Annotated in this window: 16 protein-coding genes; 9 read left to right on the top strand and 7 right to left on the bottom strand. The window is 42.0% G+C overall.

Translation table 11 applies throughout. The features are described 5' to 3' along the window. Positions 1-509: 509 nt before the first annotated feature. Positions 510-1,370, bottom strand: a complete 861-nt coding sequence (locus tag PGR74_RS04990; protein ID WP_041503567.1) for a TIGR01777 family oxidoreductase — start codon at positions 1,368-1,370, stop codon at positions 510-512. A 248-nt stretch (positions 1,371-1,618) separates the two neighbouring features. Between PGR74_RS04990 and PGR74_RS04985 the strand changes: the two genes are divergently transcribed. Then, positions 1,619-2,407: a 4Fe-4S binding protein gene (locus PGR74_RS04985; RefSeq protein ID WP_041504638.1), complete on the top strand. Its 789-nt coding sequence runs from the start codon at positions 1,619-1,621 to the stop codon at positions 2,405-2,407. Positions 2,408-2,581: 174 nt separating this feature from the next. Continuing rightward, positions 2,582-3,448, top strand: a complete 867-nt coding sequence (locus PGR74_RS04980) for a NigD1/NigD2 family lipoprotein (protein ID WP_041503565.1) — start codon at positions 2,582-2,584, stop codon at positions 3,446-3,448. A gap of 91 nt (positions 3,449-3,539) precedes the next feature. Here PGR74_RS04980 and PGR74_RS04975 read toward each other — a convergent pair whose 3' ends face one another. From PGR74_RS04975 to PGR74_RS04960, 4 genes are all read right to left on the bottom strand, one after another. After that, on the bottom strand, positions 3,540-4,154 hold the full coding sequence (locus PGR74_RS04975) for a cytidylate kinase-like family protein (protein WP_041503564.1): 615 nt from the start codon (positions 4,152-4,154) through the stop codon (positions 3,540-3,542). Between the two features lie 127 nt (positions 4,155-4,281). Further along, positions 4,282-5,634 (bottom strand): MATE family efflux transporter, encoded by a 1,353-nt coding sequence (locus tag PGR74_RS04970; RefSeq protein WP_041503563.1) that lies wholly within the window; start codon positions 5,632-5,634, stop codon positions 4,282-4,284. Positions 5,635-5,724: 90 nt separating this feature from the next. Next, positions 5,725-7,572, bottom strand: coding sequence for a (E)-4-hydroxy-3-methylbut-2-enyl-diphosphate synthase (gene ispG, locus PGR74_RS04965; protein ID WP_041504637.1), 1,848 nt, complete (start codon positions 7,570-7,572; stop codon positions 5,725-5,727). A 20-nt stretch (positions 7,573-7,592) separates the two neighbouring features. Then, positions 7,593-9,494: an AMP-dependent synthetase/ligase gene (locus PGR74_RS04960; protein ID WP_041503561.1), complete on the bottom strand. Its 1,902-nt coding sequence runs from the start codon at positions 9,492-9,494 to the stop codon at positions 7,593-7,595. Between the two features lie 180 nt (positions 9,495-9,674). Here PGR74_RS04960 and PGR74_RS04955 point away from each other — a divergent pair, with 180 nt between their 5' ends. Continuing rightward, entirely contained in the window at positions 9,675-10,022 is a 348-nt protein-coding gene (locus PGR74_RS04955) for a hypothetical protein (protein WP_041503560.1), read from the top strand. A gap of 64 nt (positions 10,023-10,086) precedes the next feature. On the opposite strand, the gene PGR74_RS04950 is transcribed toward PGR74_RS04955, so the two are convergent. Continuing rightward, positions 10,087-11,481 (bottom strand): MFS transporter, encoded by a 1,395-nt coding sequence (locus PGR74_RS04950; RefSeq protein ID WP_041503559.1) that lies wholly within the window; start codon positions 11,479-11,481, stop codon positions 10,087-10,089. Between the two features lie 108 nt (positions 11,482-11,589). Beyond that, positions 11,590-12,906, bottom strand: a complete 1,317-nt coding sequence (locus PGR74_RS04945) for an MATE family efflux transporter (RefSeq protein WP_041503558.1) — start codon at positions 12,904-12,906, stop codon at positions 11,590-11,592. Positions 12,907-13,144: 238 nt separating this feature from the next. Between PGR74_RS04945 and PGR74_RS04940 the strand changes: the two genes are divergently transcribed. From PGR74_RS04940 to typA, 6 genes are all read left to right on the top strand, one after another. Then, positions 13,145-13,954, top strand: coding sequence for a M48 family metallopeptidase (locus PGR74_RS04940; RefSeq protein WP_041503557.1), 810 nt, complete (start codon positions 13,145-13,147; stop codon positions 13,952-13,954). 113 nt (positions 13,955-14,067) lie between these two features. After that, on the top strand, positions 14,068-15,537 hold the full coding sequence (gene cysS, locus PGR74_RS04935; protein WP_110688538.1) for a cysteine--tRNA ligase: 1,470 nt from the start codon (positions 14,068-14,070) through the stop codon (positions 15,535-15,537). 53 nt (positions 15,538-15,590) lie between these two features. Further along, on the top strand, positions 15,591-16,715 hold the full coding sequence (locus tag PGR74_RS04930; protein ID WP_052634627.1) for a glutaminyl-peptide cyclotransferase: 1,125 nt from the start codon (positions 15,591-15,593) through the stop codon (positions 16,713-16,715). Between the two features lie 66 nt (positions 16,716-16,781). Then, positions 16,782-17,450: a uracil-DNA glycosylase gene (gene ung / locus PGR74_RS04925; protein WP_041503556.1), complete on the top strand. Its 669-nt coding sequence runs from the start codon at positions 16,782-16,784 to the stop codon at positions 17,448-17,450. 232 nt (positions 17,451-17,682) lie between these two features. Continuing rightward, positions 17,683-18,681, top strand: coding sequence for a class II fructose-bisphosphate aldolase (locus PGR74_RS04920; RefSeq protein WP_041503555.1), 999 nt, complete (start codon positions 17,683-17,685; stop codon positions 18,679-18,681). A gap of 127 nt (positions 18,682-18,808) precedes the next feature. Further along, the gene (gene typA, locus PGR74_RS04915) at positions 18,809-20,626 is read left to right on the top strand and encodes a translational GTPase TypA (RefSeq protein WP_041504635.1); all 1,818 of its coding nucleotides are present in this window, start codon (positions 18,809-18,811) and stop codon (positions 20,624-20,626) included. Positions 20,627-20,741 lie beyond the last annotated feature (115 nt).

Genomic DNA, 20,741 nt, shown 5'->3' with positions numbered 1-20,741 from the left:
GACGGCTCGCGCTCGCTTGTTCGTCTTTTTCACTTCAATATGTTCAAGAACTCGTCTCTCTATCTACCGGCTTCCCCCATTTTTAACGGCGAAAGCGGACGCAAAGATAACACCTTTTATTTTCACCTTCCAAATCTTTTTCACTATTTTTTTCGAACTTTTTTCAACACCCTCGTTCAACACCTCCAAGCCCGTTTCATCTCGCTACCCCTCCGGAAAGCGGGTGCAAAGATAAAACAACTTTATCCCCTTTTCCAAATTTTTTATCACATTTTTTCCAGGAAAAAATTTAACAGGCAATTATCACGCTGAACCTGAAAGAATTAAAAAATGTTTTTTTCCCGAAAAACTACCGACAACGAAAAGAAAAGACTCGACAACACAGCGAGAACGAAAATTAAAAGATGAAAAGAAGAGATTAGGAGATTAAATGATTGGGAGATTAGGAGATTAAGGGATTAGGAGATTTGAATCATTGAATCACTAAATCATTGAATCACTAAATCATTCTAATCGTCAATTAAAACATCTGACAAGATCGATTTTAAATCGGGGTATTGCATTCGATAGCCGGAATGTAACGTTCGAAAGGGGATCACATTAGCAGAGCGAGTCAATACCAAAGCAGATTCTCCCAACAGCATCAGTAATACTTTCTCAGGAACTTTTATTGTTATTTTTATTCTAATATGTTCTTCCAAGGCTTTGGTAAACTCTAAATAACTAAGTGAATTTGGAATAACCATATTGTAAATCCCTTCAATATCTCTGTTTTCTATGGCGTACCGGATAAAACCGGCAATATCCTTAACATGCACCACCGGAAAAACTTGCTTCCCGCTTCCCATGATCAAGAATAAATGAAATCGAAAGGATCGTTTGAGTTGTTTCAAAACTCCCCCATTTTTCCCCAGCACGATTCCGAATCTCAAAATAACCTTACGCACATCCTCCAAATACGCTACTTCTTTTTCCCAACCCTTCACAACTTCTGCCAAAAAACCGGAATCATAAGTTGTAGCATTTTCATCACTTACGCTCCCTTCCTTATATATACCCACGGCCGAAGCATTGATGAAAACCTGAGGTTTTCGCTGAAGCGCATTGACGGCCCTCACCAGGTTTCGAGTCGCCAATACCCTGGAACGCATAATCTCTTCCTTCCCGCGAGCTGTCCAACGGCCCATAATACTTTTACCGGCAAGATTAACAATCACGTCAGCATCTTCGATATATTCCTTCAATGCCATCCCTCCCTCAAACAACACGTTTCTCGGAATCGCATTGACCTTATATCCATATTTTTCAAAAATACCTCGTATGGTTTCTCCGATAAAACCATGTATCCCCGTAATATAAATATTTTTCATAACACTCTGCATTTTGTACCATTACCCATCTATATATTCTACGGAAAAATACAACATAAGCTACTCGTTTCGACTATTATTTTAGGAATTACCTTCTATTTTGAATTTATCCATATACCGGCTTCGGCAATTTCTATTTCAGAAATTCACGCCATTGCTCCGATACAAAATAAAAATCTCATTTTCGCCGGACATTAATCTTTGTTTTTTATATTTATCTTTACCGCAAATAATTAATCTGCAACAAAATGAAATTCAATACCATTCAATTGATCTATTTTTCACCAACTCACACTTCTCGGGAAGTGGCAAGGGCCATCGCAAAAGGAATTCAACTTCCCATCGGAAAAGAGATCGACTTGACGCCTGCGTCAAACGCAACATCAATCGAAGCTGAGAATACATTAACAATCATAGCTGTTCCAACTTACGCGGGTCGAGTTGCGCAAACGGCATTGGATCGATTAAAAATCATTAAAGCCCATCAATCACCAGCCATTATCGCCGTTTTGTATGGTAATAGAGATTACGAAGATGCCTTAATCGAATTAAGAGATACGGTAAACGAACTCGGTTTTATTCCCATTAGTGGAGGAGCCTTCATCGGAGAACATTCTTACAGTACCTCCACAATGCCAACCGCTCCCGGACGGCCCGACCCATCCGATTTGCAAATAGCAAAAACATTAGGGAGAAAAAGCGTGGAACAATTGCATATCTATGGTTCAACCAGCGATATCCCTTTATTGGAGGTGAAAGGAAATATTCCTTACAAAGAAAAGAAACCCAAAACTCCAGCCTCACCGAAAACCCTAAAAGATTTATGTACCCGATGCGGATTTTGCGTCGAAATATGCCCTGTCGAAGCCATTCAACTGAAAGACGAAATCATAAGCAACGATGAAACTTGTATTAAATGTTGTGCCTGTGTAAAACAATGCCCCAGCCAAGCCAGAATATTCAATACTCCTTTTACGGAATTTCTTTTCAGGAACTTCCATGACCGAAAAGAACCGGAAATCTTCATGGCTGAATAACAACCCATAGGAACGGGGTAATGTACCGACGATCGATTAAGAGATTCAATTCAATCATTGGATCTCTTAGTCCTTCAATCTCCCGATCTCGTTAATTAAAAATTACAATCGAATTGACGCAACCTTTTTTAAAGTAGTGCATCATATAGATGAACTTTATAATTAAAAACAGCTATGGAAAATAAAACATGGAAATTGGCGTTAATTTGCTTTTTAGCCGTCTTCTTCTTTACGTCATGCGATGACGATGATGAATATTACTACGTTGGGAACGGAAATTCGTGGATAAGCTATGGTAATCTTGAAAAAGTCGATAATTCCCAATCCAAATACGTTATCCGCCGGGATGACGGAAATAAACTGATTCTCTCCGAAGGAGTACGTCTCAATGGCGATGAAGTAAAAGAAGGTCTACGGGTTGTTGCCAATTACTCCATTATCGGGAGTGAAAGGGAGGAAACAAGCCTAAATGGCAAAATGATTTATTACATCCGTTTATACGATATTGACGATGTACTTTGTAAAGTCCCCGTAAAAGAATCCTTCATTAAAGAAAATGAAGCCGTCCGAAACGACAGCATCGGTAACGATCCCATTAATATCACGGAAGCATGGTTCGGCGGAAAATACTTGAATGTCGAATTCAAAATTCCGGTAAAGAAAGGCTCCTCTGAAAAACACTTCATCAATCTGGTTCAAGACGATATGGGATTACACAACGACTCCGTATATATCACTTTACGCCATAATGCATACGGAGAAAAACCCGATGCCCAAAACACAGATTCATATGTTTGGAGCTACGGCAGAGTATCTTTTGACCTAACTTCCATTGTGCCGGAAGGTTACAACAAAGTTCCGGTAAAATTAATTTGGACCGAATATAAAAAGAATATCCCCGAAACCGTTACCAAAAGCGACAGCGGAACATTCTCGTTGTCCGGAAAAGAGACAAATCCTCGGGCCAAGTCAGGCCTAAAACAAAAAGAGAATCATCAAGCAAGTCCGAACGAAACCCGAATCTCTTGTGAACTCAAATAAACAATCCAATTTTAAGGGGGCCTATCCAAAGCCCCCTTAAACTTATAACATTCGTAAAACCATACTTTTCTAAAATCCCGTATTCATTACATCAACAAGAGATCATTTCTTTTACAAATTCCTGTATAAAATCTACGCTACGATCAATTCCCAAAAGAGAAGAGTCGATAGATAAATGATAGGAAGAAGCTACTCCCCACTCTTTATCCGTGTAATAGTTATAATATCCCGGACGAGTTTTATCCATTCTACGAATAAGCTCCGAAGCATCATGCTCGGATATGTTTTCCCGCCGCATCACGGTTTTTATCCGTTCATCCAACGGAGCATGAATAAAAATATTCACACAATTTTTTTTCTCCCGCAGAATATAATCCGCACAACGTCCTACAATAACACAAGATTTCTCTTCCGCCAATTTACGGATAACATCCGACTGAATTTGAAATAGTTTTTCATTGGAAAGAAAATCGTTATATTGAAATCCGCCGAAAGTAAAGCCCGCGGCAAAAGCATGCAATAAACTACCGGAATTCTGTTCATCCGCCTTCTCAAAAAATTCTTTACACAATCCGCTTTCCTGAGAAGCTAATGCGATTAACTCCTTATCATAAAAAGCAATTCCCAATTTTTCGGATAATTTTTGTCCGATTTGCTTACCGCAACTGCCGAATTGCCTACCGATTGTAACAACACAATTTTCCATAACACTTTATTTAGGATTAGTTATACATACAAAATTACTTATTTTTTCTTTCCTATAAGGTGCCGGAGCCTATTTTAAATCAAAATATTCGCGAGAGCCCATAGCCTAAAACAACAAAACATCGCAATCAAAGCAAATTCGAAATCTTTAGCCGTTTCAATTGCCAATGCAACATACATCCCGTCACGACAGAAGCAATAACATCGGCTGTCGGCATACTGGCCCAAACTCCCGTCGTACCCCAAAAATGAGGAAATATCAAAAGAGCGGGAATCAAAAATAACAATTGGCGCGTCAAAGAAAGGAAAATAGCTTTTTTAGCCATCCCGATGGACTGAAAAAAGCTGGAAGTAACCATCTGAAAACCGACCAAAGGAAATGCAGCAAGCACAATCCTCAACCCGCTCGAAGCAATTTCAACCAACTCGGCATGTACGGTAAAAAGATAAATAATAGGCCGAGGAAAAATCTGACCTATCAAAAAACCGGAAGTCGTTACACTGATACCGCAAATCAGGGTATATTTCAACACCCGAATCAAGCGATCAAATTGTCGAGCTCCAAAATTATATCCGGCAATGGGTTGCATCCCCTGGTTGAAACCCATCACAATCATAATAAACAAAAAAACCACTCTATTTACGATACCATACGCTCCTATCGCCATATCCCCTCCATGTACTTTCAAACTTTTATTAATCAATATGACTACCAAGCAAGCACATAAATTCATTAAAAAAGGAGATAAACCGATAGCAAGCATCCCTCCCACTATGCTTCTTTTTAAACCGAAAATACCTTTTTGAAAATGAAGAAAACTTTTCGGATTAAAGAAATGCATCAACTCCCAACTCAAGGCCAAGACCTGAGCAAGGACGGTAGCATAAGCAGCTCCGCGTATTCCCCAATCCAACACGAAAATAAAAAGGGCATCCAACACGCAATTTACCAGCACCGCCATCAATGTTGCCGCCATTGCCTTTTGAGGATAACCGGAAGCCCTCAATACCTCATTCAATCCTAAATATACATGCGTTACCAAATTTCCGGCCAAAATAACTTGCATATAATCTTCCGCATAAGGTAATGTTTCGGGACTCGCCCCGAAAAAAAGAAGTACCGGTTTTAAAAAAATCAGCATCAGCACCATAAACAACGCTCCAATGATTATATTCAAAACGATAACATTCCCCAATACATGCGTTGCACTCTCTTTATCCTTTTGTCCCAATTTTATGGCCACCAAAGTAGATGCGCCGACACCTACAAGCGAACCGAAAGCTGCCGCTAAATTCATCAGAGGAAATGTCACCGCCAATCCGGCAATAGCCAACGGGCCGACCCCGTGGCCGATGAAAATACTATCGACCATATTATATAAAGAGGAGGCCGTCATTGCAATAATGGCCGGAATAGCATAACGAAGAAGTAATTTCCCGATTTTCTCCGTACCTAAAATCAAAGGTGTATTTTGTGACATAAGATCTATTTAGCTGTTGAATAAAAACGGCCGCAAAGATAGACGAATTATAACATGTCGATCACCACAAAATCAAAAAAGTTCCTTCGTTTACTCCCAATCTCCATTATCTATGATCACCTGTTTTAATGCTTCGAGAGCTTCGCTCTCGGGAACGGCAATCCGAACGACTTCTTTTCCCCGGTAAAGATTCACTTTCCCGTTTCCAGCCCCCACGTAACCGTAATCGGCATCACCCATCTCTCCTGGGCCATTTACAATACAGCCCATCACGGCAATTTTCAATTTACTCAAATGAGCAAAGGCTTTTTTCACCTTAGCAACCGACTCCTCTAAATTATACAACGTACGTCCACATCCCGGACAACTAATAAACTCTGTTTTATAGCGCCTAACTCCGGCTGACTGAAGAATATTCCGACTAATGGATAGGGCGTCAAAAGGGTTACCCGCCTGAGGATAACTAATCCATAGACCGTATCCCTGACGATCTATAAATAATCCTCCGACATGAGCGGCAACTCGCAGATTCAAATCATCTATTTCTTCTCCCGAAACGACCGCCCGGATAATTACCCGGTTTTTGATGTTCAATTCAGCCAATCGTTCCAAAAGATGGCGATAGTTGGAATAAAGCACTTCCGTCGGTGTCAATACCAAAATAGCCTCTTCTTCTCTTTGCAATTTCACGGCCAATTCCTGATTTATCTCCTCCACACCCCGTATCTCTACGAATACGCCATTACCTTCCGGTTCCTCCTCCAAGGTTAAAAACTCCCTCACCCCAATCAAGGCAACTGCATTCCGGTTATACACGTGAGCGACATCAATATTCTCATAGGGGACAAGGATCTTCACACTCTCCGGTAATTTGGTTAATTCCGGTCCCAAAGCTTCCGTGTAAATAATCTCCGGAGCCTGTTTTCCTGCTTTCAGCAAATCACCGTAAACCGGATCATTGACTGCGGCAACGTGAAAATCCAATCCTGCCGTAATTCGCTCGTCGATACAATCCACATGAGAAATATCCGCCACGATCAAAGGTTTAACAAAATGAGATTTCCAAACGGGAAATTCCGAACGATATTCAGGAGTACAAATCCGTACCAGCCGTTGAGCTATCGGGATCTCTTTTTGCGGAGCCTCCGTTAAAGAAACCCGAATCGTATCTCCGATCCCTTCATTCAACAGAGTTCCTATCCCCACAGCCGAACGAATTCGCCCGTCCTCCCCCTCCCCGGCTTCTGTCACTCCCAAATGCAACGGATAATCCATCCCCTCTTTCTCCATCTCCCTGACTAACAGACGAACGGCTTCCACCATTACTCGACAATCGCTGGATTTCAAAGAGATCACCACATCATTAAATTCTTCATCCCGACATACTCGAAGATATTCCATCGTCGCCTCTACCATTCCTTCAGGAGTATCTCCATACCGACTCATAATCCGATCGGATAAAGAACCATGATTCGTACCGATACGTACCGCCGTATGATATTCCCGGCACACGTTCAAAAAAAGAGTGAATTTCGCCCGCAAACGCTCCAACTCCTCCGTATACTCTTCTTCCGTATATTCCAAATGTTCAAACGTAGCCCGTTTATCCACAAAATTCCCCGGATTTATCCTCACTTTCTCGACATAACGAGCCGCAATCATAGCAGCTACCGGATTAAAATGAATATCTGCCGAAAGAGGTTCCCGATATCCTTTTTCCCGTAAAGCAATATGTATATTTTTCAAATTTTCTGCCTCTCTTCTTCCCGGAGCCGTAATTCTTACTAACTCTCCCCCTGCCTCAATAATTCGGACAGCCTGTTCCACACAAGCGAAAGTATCCATCGTACTCGTGTTTAGCATGGACTGTACAAGAACCGGATACTCCGACCCAATAAACGTATTTCCAATTTTAACCTGTCTCGTTCTCCTACGCATAATAATTATATTTCAATCGATTATGACATTATTCGTTTTAAATTCTGAAGGTTGCGCTTATTCGTAATAGCTTTCCCCTCCGGAGTGTAAAGGTAATCAATTTCCGCTTTAAAATGCTCGATCACGTTACGTCTCACGACCTTCATGGTAGAGTTCATCAAACCGTTTTGTTCCCCAATAGTTTCAGGAAGTATTCCGGTAACCGCTGGAAGCCAACGTTCCGGAAACAAATTGGCCCATTTTCCTCCCTTTCTGAAAGCTATCAACTCCTCTTCCAGCTTCAAGGCCATGGAGCGATAGGCATCCATGGTATTCGGTTCCACCTCCTGCTGCATAATATACTCCTCCAATGCTGTTTTATTCGGTACGATCAGCCCGACCGTGTATGGAGATTGATTATTGTATAAAATACAACATTCGATATAGCGGGAGTGTTCCACGATTGCCTCTTCAATCCCCTCAGGACTGTATTTTTCCCCATCGTTAGCTATCAACAAGGATTTGTACCGGCCTAAAACATAAAGCCACCCCTCTCTCCCAAGATAACCGATGTCACCGGTACGCAACCATCCGTCTATGATATATTCTTTTGTATTTTCTTCATTCCGCCAATAGCCCAGCATCACGTTGCCTCCCTTAATCCATACCTCTCCCTGTTCTCCAACCGGAAGAACCTTTCCCTCCTCGTCACATATTTTCAACTCCAATGGCTTCACGACCATACCGGAAGAACCGAAACGATACCGTTCCGGCGTATTGGAGCTGATAACAGGCGAGGCTTCCGTCAATCCGTACCCTTGTAACATAGGAATCCCCAAGGCTGCATAATAGCGTTGTAGTTCGATATCCAACAAAGCCCCTCCCCCGACAAAGAATTGCAAATTTCCACCGAAACTCCGACGAATTTTAGAGAAAATAAACCCATCCGCCATTTTAACCCAAGGCCACCAAAATGCCTTTCCACCTTTTCCCCTATCATCTCCCAGACCATTATAACGATATGCAGCTTTCAGCCCCCATCGGTATAACTTCCATATAAAGCGTCCTTTCGCCCGTATACCGGCCTCTATATTTTTTCTGAAGTTTTTCGCTAATGCCGGCACACTAAGCAAGACATGAGGTTTTATTTCCAAAAGATTCACCGGAATATTCCTTAAATATTCCATAGGAGAATTTCCAAAATCTACCGAAGCCAACGAAGCTCCGTTATACATAAAAGAGTAGATGCCTACCGTATGAGCGAAACTATGATCCCAAGGCAGAAACAAAAGCACCTTATAAGACGATGGAATCTGTATCAGCGAATCAGCCTGTAACACGTTCGTCACATAATTCCCATGCGACAACATAATCCCTTTAGGGTCTGCCGTTGTTCCCGAAGTATAAGAGATATTTACCAGATCATCTGCCCGAACAGACCGAACCCGATCGTTCAAGACGTGAGAATTAGATGCTAACCACAACTTGCCTTCAGACAAAAGAGACTCGAAAGAGAGAGTACGCTCCTCTTCTCCCTCATAATCGAATACAATGATCTTCTCTACTTGGAGCAAACGGGAGCTCATTTCACGTATCCGACGGAAATAATAAGAAGAAACAATTAAAAAACGAACTCCCGAATGTTCTATCCGAAATAAGATTTCATCACTTGTCAATTTGATACTTAAAGGTACATTTACCCCTCCCGCGTACAATACCCCCAGTTCAGCATACACCCAACGATTACATCCTTCACTCAAAAGAGCTGCCCGGTCTCCCTTATTCATCCCCAAAGAGAGTAAAGCTCCGGCAAAATCTATTACTTTCTCTCTAACCTCCCGATAAGACGTGGATATATATTTTCCATCTCTCTTCTCCCACAAATAAGGACTTTCGGAAAATTTCTCGCAACTCCGTTCAAATAACGCTATGATTGTATCCATACCTCTTTACAAAACCTCCTTACTAAAACTACAAAAATAGATATTTTACAAATCTAATAAAGAAATTCCAATTCCCTACGGCAACTCCCGGATAATAACTTTTTTCCAATCTCCTACTTATCAGGATGTAACCTGAATTTCTTTTCTCACGTAATCTTTACACAAACATAAAAGAATAACATGACCCGATTTTTAATCTTAACTATTACCGTAGTCTGTATAGGTATTACTATCGCCTGGAACAATAAAGCACATGGCGTTCTGCATCAAAATACCCCGATGAAAAACATAGAATTAAAATTCATCATCCAAGAATCTTCGGAGGTTCCCCTTCATCATGATATCATCATCTATGACGGTGATCCTTCCCGTAACGGACATGTATTGACAAAAGGCAAGGCAACAACAAAGAAGCCTTTTGTTACCTCCATAAGGGTTTCAGCTCAAAAACACGAACTATTTTCCGTTAGTCGTATCCCTTTCCATTCCAAACAAATCACCCGTACTGTAAAACAAACCAAACCTTAAATCAAAAGGTGTTTTTCCTAAATACGAGGAGAAACACCTTTTCATTCCGATATATACTACGTAGTTATTCGTTACCCATCTCCTGTTTCCGGGCATCTATGTAACGTACCACTTTTCCGTAAATGATCAAAGCGATAGCCGAAACCAAAGCAATACCGGCAAAATAATACCAGATATAATGAGCATTTGAAGCTGCCGCCGCCCACTCCGCCTCGCTACTAAACAAAGCATGGTCCGGACAATATTTACTCAACAGGAATCCGGACAATCCGAAACCGAAAATAGAAGAGAGAAACGAATGCAAATGGCTAAATCCGAGATAAAGCCCTTCCTCTCCTTTAGGAGCCTGTAAAGAAAAATACTCCAGAAAACGGGGAGAAATAAATACTTCAGCTAATCCCTGGAACACGATACCCACGATCATCATAAAAGCGACCGGATGCATTCCAACAATCTCACTATTGCTCAACATATTACCCGAAGCCATACATAAAGCCGATACCGGCATAATAAACATGCCTACCGTCATAGAAAATAATGCCGATTTTTTTCGCATCAATTGCGTAATCAAACTCACCGTCAACACAACCACCAACGGATTCACGTTAGCATACCACCCGATAGCACTTCCTTCCCCGGCCAACCGGATCACGTATTTGGGCATCGTCGCGTATAACTGATGTTGCACCATCCAGAATCCCGTAATGATTAAAATTAAAATAAGCAGACGGGCGTTCGTACAGACTTTCATCAAAGCGACCCATATCTGCCGGAAAGATTTTCCTTCTCCCGCATGTTTATCGCTTTTATACATAAAATAAATAGCTATTAAAGCTAAAAATGTCATGGAGGCAGAGAAATAATTCAAGACGATCATCCCCTCATGTCCCATAGAATCTCTTAACGGCGTCACCAATACCTTGCCGGAAAAAGCCCCGATATTTACCATCCCGTAAAAAATAGCAAAACCTTTCGCTCGGGTACTCTCGTCCGTTTCCTTGGCCACGGTACCGGAAATAACACTTTTAATAAAAGATCCGCCGACAACGATCAAAGCCATAATCGGTAAGATACCGTAACGATAGTTACTATCCTGCAATCCGTTAAAACGAGTTTCGTATCCGTATTCCACCAATCCGGTAGAAGCCAAAAAAGTCGGAAATACCCCTAATCCCAAATACCCTAACGTCAATAACAAAAAAGCCAGTAACATGGACTTACGAAATCCTATTTTGTCGGCAAGAGCTCCCGAGAAAGTAGGCAAGAAATACAAACAAGCGGAAAATATTCCCGCGATAGTAGCAGCCTGAATATCTGAAAAACCCAATACATTACTCAAATACAGGGTGATTACGACAAAAACACCGTAATACGCCGCTCTCTCTAATAATTCGACCGTGTTGGCAACCCAAAACGCTTTACTGAACTTCACTTTTTTCTTTTCTGTTGTCACACTCATACATTTAATTTTTACTAATTTTCATCCAACCGTGCAAAAATAACATTTTTACAATACACGACAATACCCGAAACCGATAGATCTAAATGATCCGGAAACACTCGAAAATTATTTACAACCTATTTTTTGTAAATATTGCAGTGTAAAAATCTTACGACTCCAAAGCGTTTGCATGATTCCCCGCAAAGAAAGATAGACCAGAAAAGCCAGCCAAAGCATATGATTATCGGTACTCCCGGAAAAAGTATAAAAAATGAAGAAAAAAGCGAATGAAGCTATCAACATAGCCCCAAGCATCTGTTTCGTTGCAGTGGCACCTATAAGTATTCCATCCCATAAGAAAGCGGAAAATCCGGCTAACGGAATAGCCAAAACCCAATAAAAATAAGTAGCCGAAGCCTGTATGACCTCCGTATCATCCGTCAATATACTTAAAAAATTTTTCCCTCCTACCGCGTATAAAAGAGTAAAAAACAAAGATAGTCCGACTCCCCAAGCGAACAGATTACGGACAGCATGTTTCAATTGCTTTAAATTACAAGCACCCACGTAACGGCCTGCTAAAGCTTCCCCGGCATAAGCAAAACCGTCCATAATATAAGAAAACAGTGTAAAAAGCTGCATCAACAGAGTATTAACCGCCAATATCACGTCCCCCTGACGGGCCCCCGTGGAAGTAAAAAAAGTAGTTACGGCAATCAAACAGAATGTACGCAAAAAAATATCCCGGTTCACCGCGAAAAAACGCTGCATAGCCGTTAAATATAAACTTTCCCGCAAAACAACCCTTACCCGCAAATAGCCGTATTTCTTCACCCATAAAACAACCGCCATGGCCAAGCCGCCATATTCGGCCACCACGGTTCCCAAGGCAACTCCTTCCACCTTCATCTTAAATCCAAAAACGAAACAAAGGCTGCACAAAATATTAACCGTATTCACCGCAATAGCAATATACATGGGGAAACGGGAATTTTGCATTCCGATAAACCATCCCTTAAAACCATACAAAGTCAAAACAGCCGGAGCTCCCCAGATGCAAACCCGAAAATAGGCTACGGCATACCGTTCTACTTCATCGCTGGTATCCAACAGGTGAAAAGCCAAACGCTCGATCGGGTATTGCAACAACAATAAGGCGATTGCAGAGACCAACCCGACACAAACCGCCTGTACCAAAACCCTCGTTTCCGCCGAAGCGTCTTTCCGTCCATAAGCCTGCGAAGTCAACCCGCTCGTACCCATTCGCAAAAAACCGAAATTCCAGTATAAAATATTAAACAGCAATCCTCCTACCGCAATCGCCCCGATATAAGCAGTCGCACCCAAATGCCCCACGATAGCCACATCGACTAAACCCAATAACGGGACCGTTATATTAGATATAATCGACGGAACGGCCAATTGAAGAATTCTCCGATTCATTACTTTTCATTTTAACACAAAAATAAAAGTATTTCCCTCAAAATAATTCAATAAAAGAAAATCTTGTTTCTATTATCTATCTATTACCTTTTAACCCAATAAAAATAGATTGTTAACGGGATGCTGTCCAACGGGCAAAAAGTAACTCATTTTTTCCGAAAGATTCTCTATTGAAAAACATTGCATTTTTCAGGTACGTATTATATTTTAGCATTCGAAATAAAAAAGAAATCAAACGATGAAAAAGAAATTTACCCGTATTACCCTATTAGGCTCTTTCCTTCTATTGATGTACCAATGTGCCACCGTACCCATCACGGGACGTCATCAACTTATTTTATTTCCGGAAGACCAGATGGTACAAACCAGCCTGACTTCTTACAGCAGTTTTATTAAAGAGAATAAATTATCGAGCGACGATTCGGCCAAAAACCGGATTCGGAAAGTAGGGGCCCGCATATCCAAAGCCGTGGAACAATACCTGAGAGAACACGGTTTAGAATCCGAAATTCAAAATTTCCAATGGGAATTTAATCTGGTAGTCAGCAATGAACCCAACGCCTGGTGTATGCCCGGAGGAAAAGTGGTATTCTATGAAGGGATTTTGCCCTACTGCCAAAACGAAGCGGGCATCGCTGTCGTTATGGGACACGAAATCGCTCATGCCGTAGCCCATCACAGCAACGAACGAATGAGTCAACAAGCATTGGTTCAATACGGTAGTACTGCCGCAAGCGAATTACTCGGCCAATCCCAGGGGGCAGCAAGAAAAGCGTTACTGGAACAGGTAATCGGAATCGGAGCCAACGTCGGCATCATCTTGCCTTTTTCACGTAAACACGAATCGGAAGCCGATCATTTGGGACTGATCTTTATGACAATGGCCGGTTACGATCCCAATGAAGCCACGGCCTTTTGGTCACGAATGGCAGCAGCAGGGGGAGGCAAACAAGCCGAATTCTTATCCACCCACCCGGCAGACGAAAAACGGATCGCTCAATTAAAAGCCCTGATCCCGGAAGCCTTGAAGTATAAGCCGCAGGAGTAAAACGCCTATCCCATGCTCTTCTCTTCCCCTGTTTTTAAACTTTATAAAAATAGAGAAGTTGTTTTTTATTTTTTTCTTACTTTTGTTATCCGAAACAAATGACTAAAAATACCATGGAAAATAAACTGACGATATACAATACATTAGATCGGAAAAAGGAGCTGTTCGAACCTCTTAACCCTCCATTTGTCGGATTGTACGTATGCGGTCCTACCGTGTACGGGGATGCTCATTTGGGACATGCCCGTCCGGCTATCACGTTCGATTTGCTTTTCAGATACCTGAAATACTTGGGTTATAAGGTAAGATACATCCGGAATATCACTGATGTAGGTCATTTAGTCAACGACGCGGACGAAGGAGAGGACAAAATCGGCAAAAAAGCGAAATTGGAACAACTGGAACCGATGGAAATCGTCCAATTGTATACCAACCGTTATCATAAAAACATGGAAGATCTGAATACACTTCCTCCCAGTATAGAACCTCACGCTTCGGGACACATCATAGAACAACAGGAGTTAATCAAAAAGATTATCGATAACGGTTTCGCTTATGAAAGTAACGGCAATATCTATTTCGATGTAGAACACTACAACCGGAAATTCCATTACGGAAAACTTTCCGGCCGAAAAATAGAAGAGTTATTTTCCAATACACGCCAGTTAGACGGACAAGGAGAAAAAAGAAACCCGTTGGATTTCGCTCTCTGGAAAAAAGCCTCCCCGGAACACATCATGCGGTGGCCTTCCCCCTGGGGAACAGGATTCCCGGGCTGGCATTTAGAATGTTCTTGTATGAGTCAAAAATACCTGGGAGAAACGTTTGATATCCACGGGGGAGGGTTGGATTTACAATTTCCTCATCACGAATGCGAAATCGCCCAAAGTGCGGCCGCGTACGGACACGACGCCGTAAGGTACTGGATGCATAATAATATGGTAACCATCAACGGACAAAAAATGGGGAAATCGTTAGGTAACTTTATCACCTTGGATCAACTTTTCTCGGGAGAAAATGACGTACTGGAACAAGCCTACTCCCCCATGACGGTTCGGTTCTTTATTCTCCAAGCCCATTATCGCAGCCCGCTCGATTTCTCAAACGAAGCATTAAAAGCGGCCCAAAAAGGTTACGAACGTCTTATGTCCGCCGTCAACCAATTGAATAAACTGAAGCCGTCAATAGAGAATACGGTAGATGTGGACTCCTTGATAAAGGAATGTTTCGAAGCGCTAAACGATGATTTGAATACTCCTATTCTAATCTCCCATCTATTCGACGGTGTACGGATCATCAATTCGATCAGTGCAGGCCATGAAAAAATAAACACCGAAAATTTAGATAAATTGAAAAAACTATACCAGGACATCGTAATTGATATTCTGGGATTAAAAAGCGAGGAGGATTCCGGGGCAAGCAACCAAGCTTTAGACAAAGTAATCGAGGCGATGATGAACGTGCGGAAAGTAGCACGCCAAAATAAAGACTGGGCCACTTCCGATCAGATTCGTGACGAATTAAAAAATGCAGGAATCCTTATTAAGGATACAAAAGACGGATACGAATGGAGCCTCGAATAAGAAGGCTTCTTTTACCCTCTTCACAGGAGGAAGATAATTATAATTAAAAATCAATGACATACATATTCTACGCATTATTATTTACATTGGTGTTCATCTCGTGCAAAACGGAGACAAAGCCTAAAAACAAAAACGCAACGTCGGTTTCGGCAAATGCGAAACCATCACCGGAAAATACGACGAGATACGTTAAGAGCATCCAGATTATCTATCCTCAAAAAAACGACACGTGTGTATTCGGAGAGAAAATCAAAATAAATTTCGCTTACGACAAACGATATAAAATCGATTCTTCTCATATCCTGTACAATAACTCAAGGATCACCACATTAGACAGTAATACCCGGGAGTATATCTTCAAAATCCCGGAAGGGAAATGCGGAACTCAAACGATAAAAGTCATGGCTTTCCATCCTAACCAGAGACAGGGGATTGCTACCATGCCGATCGTCATTAAACCAAACAAAGCTCCTGTATCTCTCGATTACCAACTTATAAACACCTTCCCTCACGACAACCGCGCCTACACCCAAGGTCTTGTATTTCACGACAATTTCATGTACGAAGGAACCGGACAATACGGAGCCTCCTCTTTACGAAAAACAGATCTTCAAAACAATAAAATACTATCCGTCCTTCACCTTGACAGGTCCTATTTCGGAGAAGGTATTACCATCTATAAAGACAAAATTTATCAAATTACCTGGAAATCACACAAAGGATTTGTTTACGACCTGAATACTTTCACGCTGGAAACCACGTTCGATTACCAAACTCAAGGTTGGGGCATTACCACAATGGACGACAAACTGATCATGAGTGACGGAACTCATGTCCTCTATCACCTCGATCCGGAAACTTTCAATATATTGAAAAGAGTAGAGGTTTTCGACCATAACGGTCCCGTCCTGAATCTAAACGAACTGGAGTTCATAAACGGCATGATCTGGGCCAACGTTTGGCTAACCGATCGAATTGCCGTTATCGATCCGCAAACAGGGGTCGTCAAACAAGAATTGCATCTGCCCGACTTATTAACAAAGGAGGAGAGCGGCAAGTTAGATGAAAATGATGACGTACTGAACGGTATTGCCTACAATGCCCAAAAAGGGACCCTATATGTTACCGGTAAACGCTGGCCTAAACTTTTTGAACTAAAGATAAAGCCTGTCAAATAATGACTTTTCAAAATCACCCAATCGTAAATCATCAAATCTTTAATTATAATCTAAATTCTACCTACCATGCCTGACGTTAAAATAGAAGAATCCTGGAAAGACCTTTTAAAGGAAGAATTTGAAAAACCTTATTTTTCAGAGCTCATTCAATTTGTGAAAGAAGAGTATAAGCATAACCGAATATTCCCCCCGGGAAAACTTATTTTTAACGCTTTTGACCATTGTCCCGTTGAAAACACGAAAGTCGTCATTTTGGGACAAGATCCCTACCACGGGCCGGGACAGGCTCACGGCCTTTGTTTTTCCGTACCGGAAGGAATAGAACAACCACCATCTTTACAAAACATTTTTAAAGAGATCAACAACGATTTGGGATCAGCCATACCTTCTTCCGGAAATTTGGAACGCTGGTCCGATCAGGGGGTTCTACTCCTGAACGCTACCTTGACTGTAAGGGCTCATCAGGCCGGCTCCCACCAGAATAAAGGCTGGGAAGAGTTCACGGATGCCGTTATCAAACTATTAGCCGAAAAAAAGGAGCACCTCGTTTTCATGCTATGGGGTTCTTATGCCCAGCGCAAAGGAGCTTTCATCAATACGCAACGCCATTTGGTATTAAAATCCGTTCATCCTTCTCCCTTATCGGCCAATCGGGGCGGATGGTTTGGAAATCACCACTTCAGTCAAGCCAATACCTATTTAAAAGCACATGGTTTAGAAGAGATCGAATGGTGAAACAAGATAGCGCATGGGACGACCTAATCGTACACCAGACATTTTAACAAGATTGCAAACAGGGGTGCGTCGCAATATCGGGTATGAATTTCAATTCCCATCTTCAATCCTTGTATTTCCGGACAACATGAAATTAACAGGTTACGCAAACGTTTGAAATTTTTTCCGGTTTTTCTTGGAAAACTCTGTTTTTAATCCTTAACTTTGATGCAGATTATAAAAAATATCAGCTATGGTTAATTACAAAGACTTAGGACTGGTTAACACCAGAGAGATGTTCAAGAAGGCAATGGAAGGCAAATACGCCATCCCGGCTTTCAATTTCAACAATATGGAACAGATGCAAGCCATCATCGGAGCTTGCGTAGAAACCAAATCACCGGTAATCTTACAAGTCTCCAGCGGAGCTCGAAAATATGCCAATCAAACCATTTTGCGTTACATGGCACAAGGGGCTGTCGAATATGCAAAAGAATTGGGATGCAATATACCTATTGCCCTTCATTTAGATCATGGTGACACCTTTGAATTATGTAAATCTTGTATTGAAATGGGCTTTTCTTCTGTCATGATTGACGGTTCGGCCCTCCCGTACGAAGAAAATATCGCTCTAACGAAGAAAGTGGTAGACTATGCTCACCAATTCGACGTAACCGTTGAGGGAGAATTAGGAGTTTTAGCCGGAATCGAAGACGACGTGAAAGCAGCTGAACACGTCTATACCAGTCCTGCACAGGTAGAAGATTTCGTGAAAAGAACAGGGGTGGATTCATTGGCTATCTCTATCGGAACTTCCCACGGAGCCAACAAATTCAAACCGGAACAATGTACCCGGAATGCAGAGGGAATTTTGATTCCGCCTCCTTTACGCTTTGATATCCTCGAGGAGATAGAAAAAAGGATCCCGGGATTCCCGATCGTACTTCACGGCTCTTCTTCAGTTCCTCAAGACAAGGTTGCCATTATCAACAAATACGGGGGAGCCGTAAAAGATGCCGTAGGTATTCCGGAAGAACAATTACGTAAAGCAGCGACATCAGCCGTCTGCAAAATCAACATCGATTCCGACGGACGTTTGGCAATGACAGCCGCTATTCGTGAAGTATTTGCCCAGAAACCGGCAGAATTCGATCCGCGTAAATACCTCGGGCCGGCACGCGAATCATTAAAGGAATTATATAAACACAAAACAATTAACGTGTTAGGAAGCGCAAACCGCGTTGATTGCTGATTCTATCGCATCATAAAAAAGGGACTCCGAAGTCCCTTTTTTATATTTTTTATATCCAACTGATTCACTTTCCAATAAAATGCATTACCTTTGCGCCCTATTTGGAACAATACCATAAAGGAGCAAAATGCAGAAAATTAGAAACATTGCGATTATCGCACATGTCGATCACGGGAAAACGACACTGGTCGACAAAATGATTTACCAAGGAAATTTATTCAGAGAAACAGAAAACAAAGGCGATCTATTGCTCGATAATAATGATCTGGAAAGAGAACGAGGAATTACCATATTGGCTAAAAACGTATCCGTTCATTACAAAGACTATAAGATCAATATCATTGACACACCGGGACATGCCGATTTCGGTGGAGAGGTCGAACGCGTTCTGAATATGGCCGACGGTGTTCTCCTATTGGTAGATGCCTTCGAGGGAACTATGCCTCAAACCCGTTTCGTTCTTCAAAAAGCTCTTGCTTTAGGTAAAAAACCCATCGTGGTTGTTAATAAAGTAGACAAGACCAATTGCAGACCGGATTTTGTTTATGAACAGGTATTTGATCTTATGTTCTCTTTGGACGCTACCGAAGAGCAACTCGATTTCACCGTTGTTTACGGTAGTGCCAAACAAGGTTGGATGTCAACGGATTGGCATAAGCCGACAACTGATATTACCCCGTTATTAGACGCTATTATCAAAGATATTCCCGCTCCTAAAATACAGGAAGGAACTCCACAAATGTTAATTACCTCCCTGGAATACTCCTCTTACGTGGGACGTATTGCCATCGGGAAACTAACCCGCGGCAAGCTAAAATCCGGAATGGCCGTAACGTTATGTAAGCGGGACGGAGAAACGATGGTAAAATCCAGAATCAAAGATTTAATGATATTCGAGGGGATGGGTAAACAAAAAGTGGAAGAAGTAGAGTGCGGCGAGATCTGCGCGTTAGTGGGAATCGAAGGATTTGAGATCGGCGATACGATTGCGGATTTCGAGAATCCGGAGGCTCTCGCTCCCATTGCAATCGACGAGCCGACCATGAGTATGCTATTTACCATCAACGACTCTCCCTTCTTCGGAAGAGACGGTAAATACGTAACTTCCCGCCATATCAAGGAACGTTTGGACCGGGAACTGGAAAAGAATCTTGCTTTACGGGTACAACCCGGATTAACAGCCGATTCATTTGTCGTATTCGGACGGGGTGTATTACACCTGAGCGTTCTTATCGAGACCATGCGCCGGGAGGGTTACGAGTTACAAGTAGGACAACCCAAAGTAATCATAAAAGAGATCAACGGCGTCAAATGCGAACCCGTCGAAGAGTTAACGATCGATTTACCGGAGGAACTTTCAGGAAAAGCGATTGAAATGGTTAACCGTCGAAAAGGTACCATGACCAACATGGAACACCGGAATGAACGGGTTCACCTTACATTCGATATCCCCTCAAGGGGAATCATCGGTCTAAGAAGCAATTTACTGACAGCGACGGCCGGAGAAGCCGTTATGGCCCACCGCCTGAAAGGCTTCGAACCTTATATGGGAGAGATCGAAATGCGTACCAACGGCTCTCTTATCGCCATGGAAGCCGGAGATACTTTCGCTTACGCAATCAATAAACTGCAAGACCGCGGACGTTTCTTCATCGATCCGGGTGAAGAAGTATATGCCGGACAAGTTATCGGCGAAAGTACCCGTCAGGACGATATCGTTATCAATGTCTGCAAATCCAAGAAACTGACCAATATGCGAGCCAGTGGCTCCGATGATAAAGTAAACATCGCCCCTGCCGTAAAATTTAGTTTGGAAGAAGCTCTTGAATATATTCAGGAAGACGAATACGTGGAGGTTACGCCCAAGTCTATGCGCCTTCGCAAAATCATCCTTGACGAGACAGAACGAAAAAGAAAAAATAAAGCTGCCGCTACCGCAGAATAATTTAATCTTTGTAAGATATAAACAACGCTGATCAAAATGAAATTGATCAGCGTTGTTTTTTATCACTCATACAATCAAGAACAGACACTCTATTTAAAAAATATTATTACTTTTA

Origin of the sequence: Sanguibacteroides sp. AM78-02pH3A (assembly GCF_027666085.1) — a bacterium.
In the GTDB taxonomy this organism is placed as follows: domain Bacteria; phylum Bacteroidota; class Bacteroidia; order Bacteroidales; family Marinifilaceae; genus Gabonibacter; species Gabonibacter massiliensis.
Note: the sequence above shows the minus strand (reverse complement) of the source record. Positions and strands in the feature narration are given on the sequence as shown.

Excerpts from the sequence above, each read along its gene's own strand:
- typA (WP_041504635.1), top strand. The coding sequence starts at position 18,809 with ATGCAGAAAATTAGAAACATTGCGATTATCGCACATGTCGATCACGGG.
- cysS (WP_110688538.1), top strand. The coding sequence starts at position 14,068 with ATGGAAAATAAACTGACGATATACAATACATTAGATCGGAAAAAGGAG.
- PGR74_RS04980 (WP_041503565.1), top strand. The coding sequence starts at position 2,582 with ATGGAAAATAAAACATGGAAATTGGCGTTAATTTGCTTTTTAGCCGTC.
- PGR74_RS04955 (WP_041503560.1), top strand. The coding sequence starts at position 9,675 with ATGACCCGATTTTTAATCTTAACTATTACCGTAGTCTGTATAGGTATT.
- PGR74_RS04990 (WP_041503567.1), bottom strand. The coding sequence starts at position 1,370 with ATGAAAAATATTTATATTACGGGGATACATGGTTTTATCGGAGAAACC.
- ispG (WP_041504637.1), bottom strand. The coding sequence starts at position 7,572 with ATGCGTAGGAGAACGAGACAGGTTAAAATTGGAAATACGTTTATTGGG.
- PGR74_RS04945 (WP_041503558.1), bottom strand. The coding sequence starts at position 12,906 with ATGAATCGGAGAATTCTTCAATTGGCCGTTCCGTCGATTATATCTAAT.
- PGR74_RS04985 (WP_041504638.1), top strand. The coding sequence starts at position 1,619 with ATGAAATTCAATACCATTCAATTGATCTATTTTTCACCAACTCACACT.
- PGR74_RS04940 (WP_041503557.1), top strand. The coding sequence starts at position 13,145 with ATGAAAAAGAAATTTACCCGTATTACCCTATTAGGCTCTTTCCTTCTA.
- PGR74_RS04920 (WP_041503555.1), top strand. The coding sequence starts at position 17,683 with ATGGTTAATTACAAAGACTTAGGACTGGTTAACACCAGAGAGATGTTC.
- PGR74_RS04975 (WP_041503564.1), bottom strand. The coding sequence starts at position 4,154 with ATGGAAAATTGTGTTGTTACAATCGGTAGGCAATTCGGCAGTTGCGGT.
- PGR74_RS04960 (WP_041503561.1), bottom strand. The coding sequence starts at position 9,494 with ATGGATACAATCATAGCGTTATTTGAACGGAGTTGCGAGAAATTTTCC.
- ung (WP_041503556.1), top strand. The coding sequence starts at position 16,782 with ATGCCTGACGTTAAAATAGAAGAATCCTGGAAAGACCTTTTAAAGGAA.
- PGR74_RS04950 (WP_041503559.1), bottom strand. The coding sequence starts at position 11,481 with ATGAGTGTGACAACAGAAAAGAAAAAAGTGAAGTTCAGTAAAGCGTTT.
- PGR74_RS04930 (WP_052634627.1), top strand. The coding sequence starts at position 15,591 with ATGACATACATATTCTACGCATTATTATTTACATTGGTGTTCATCTCG.
- PGR74_RS04970 (WP_041503563.1), bottom strand. The coding sequence starts at position 5,634 with ATGTCACAAAATACACCTTTGATTTTAGGTACGGAGAAAATCGGGAAA.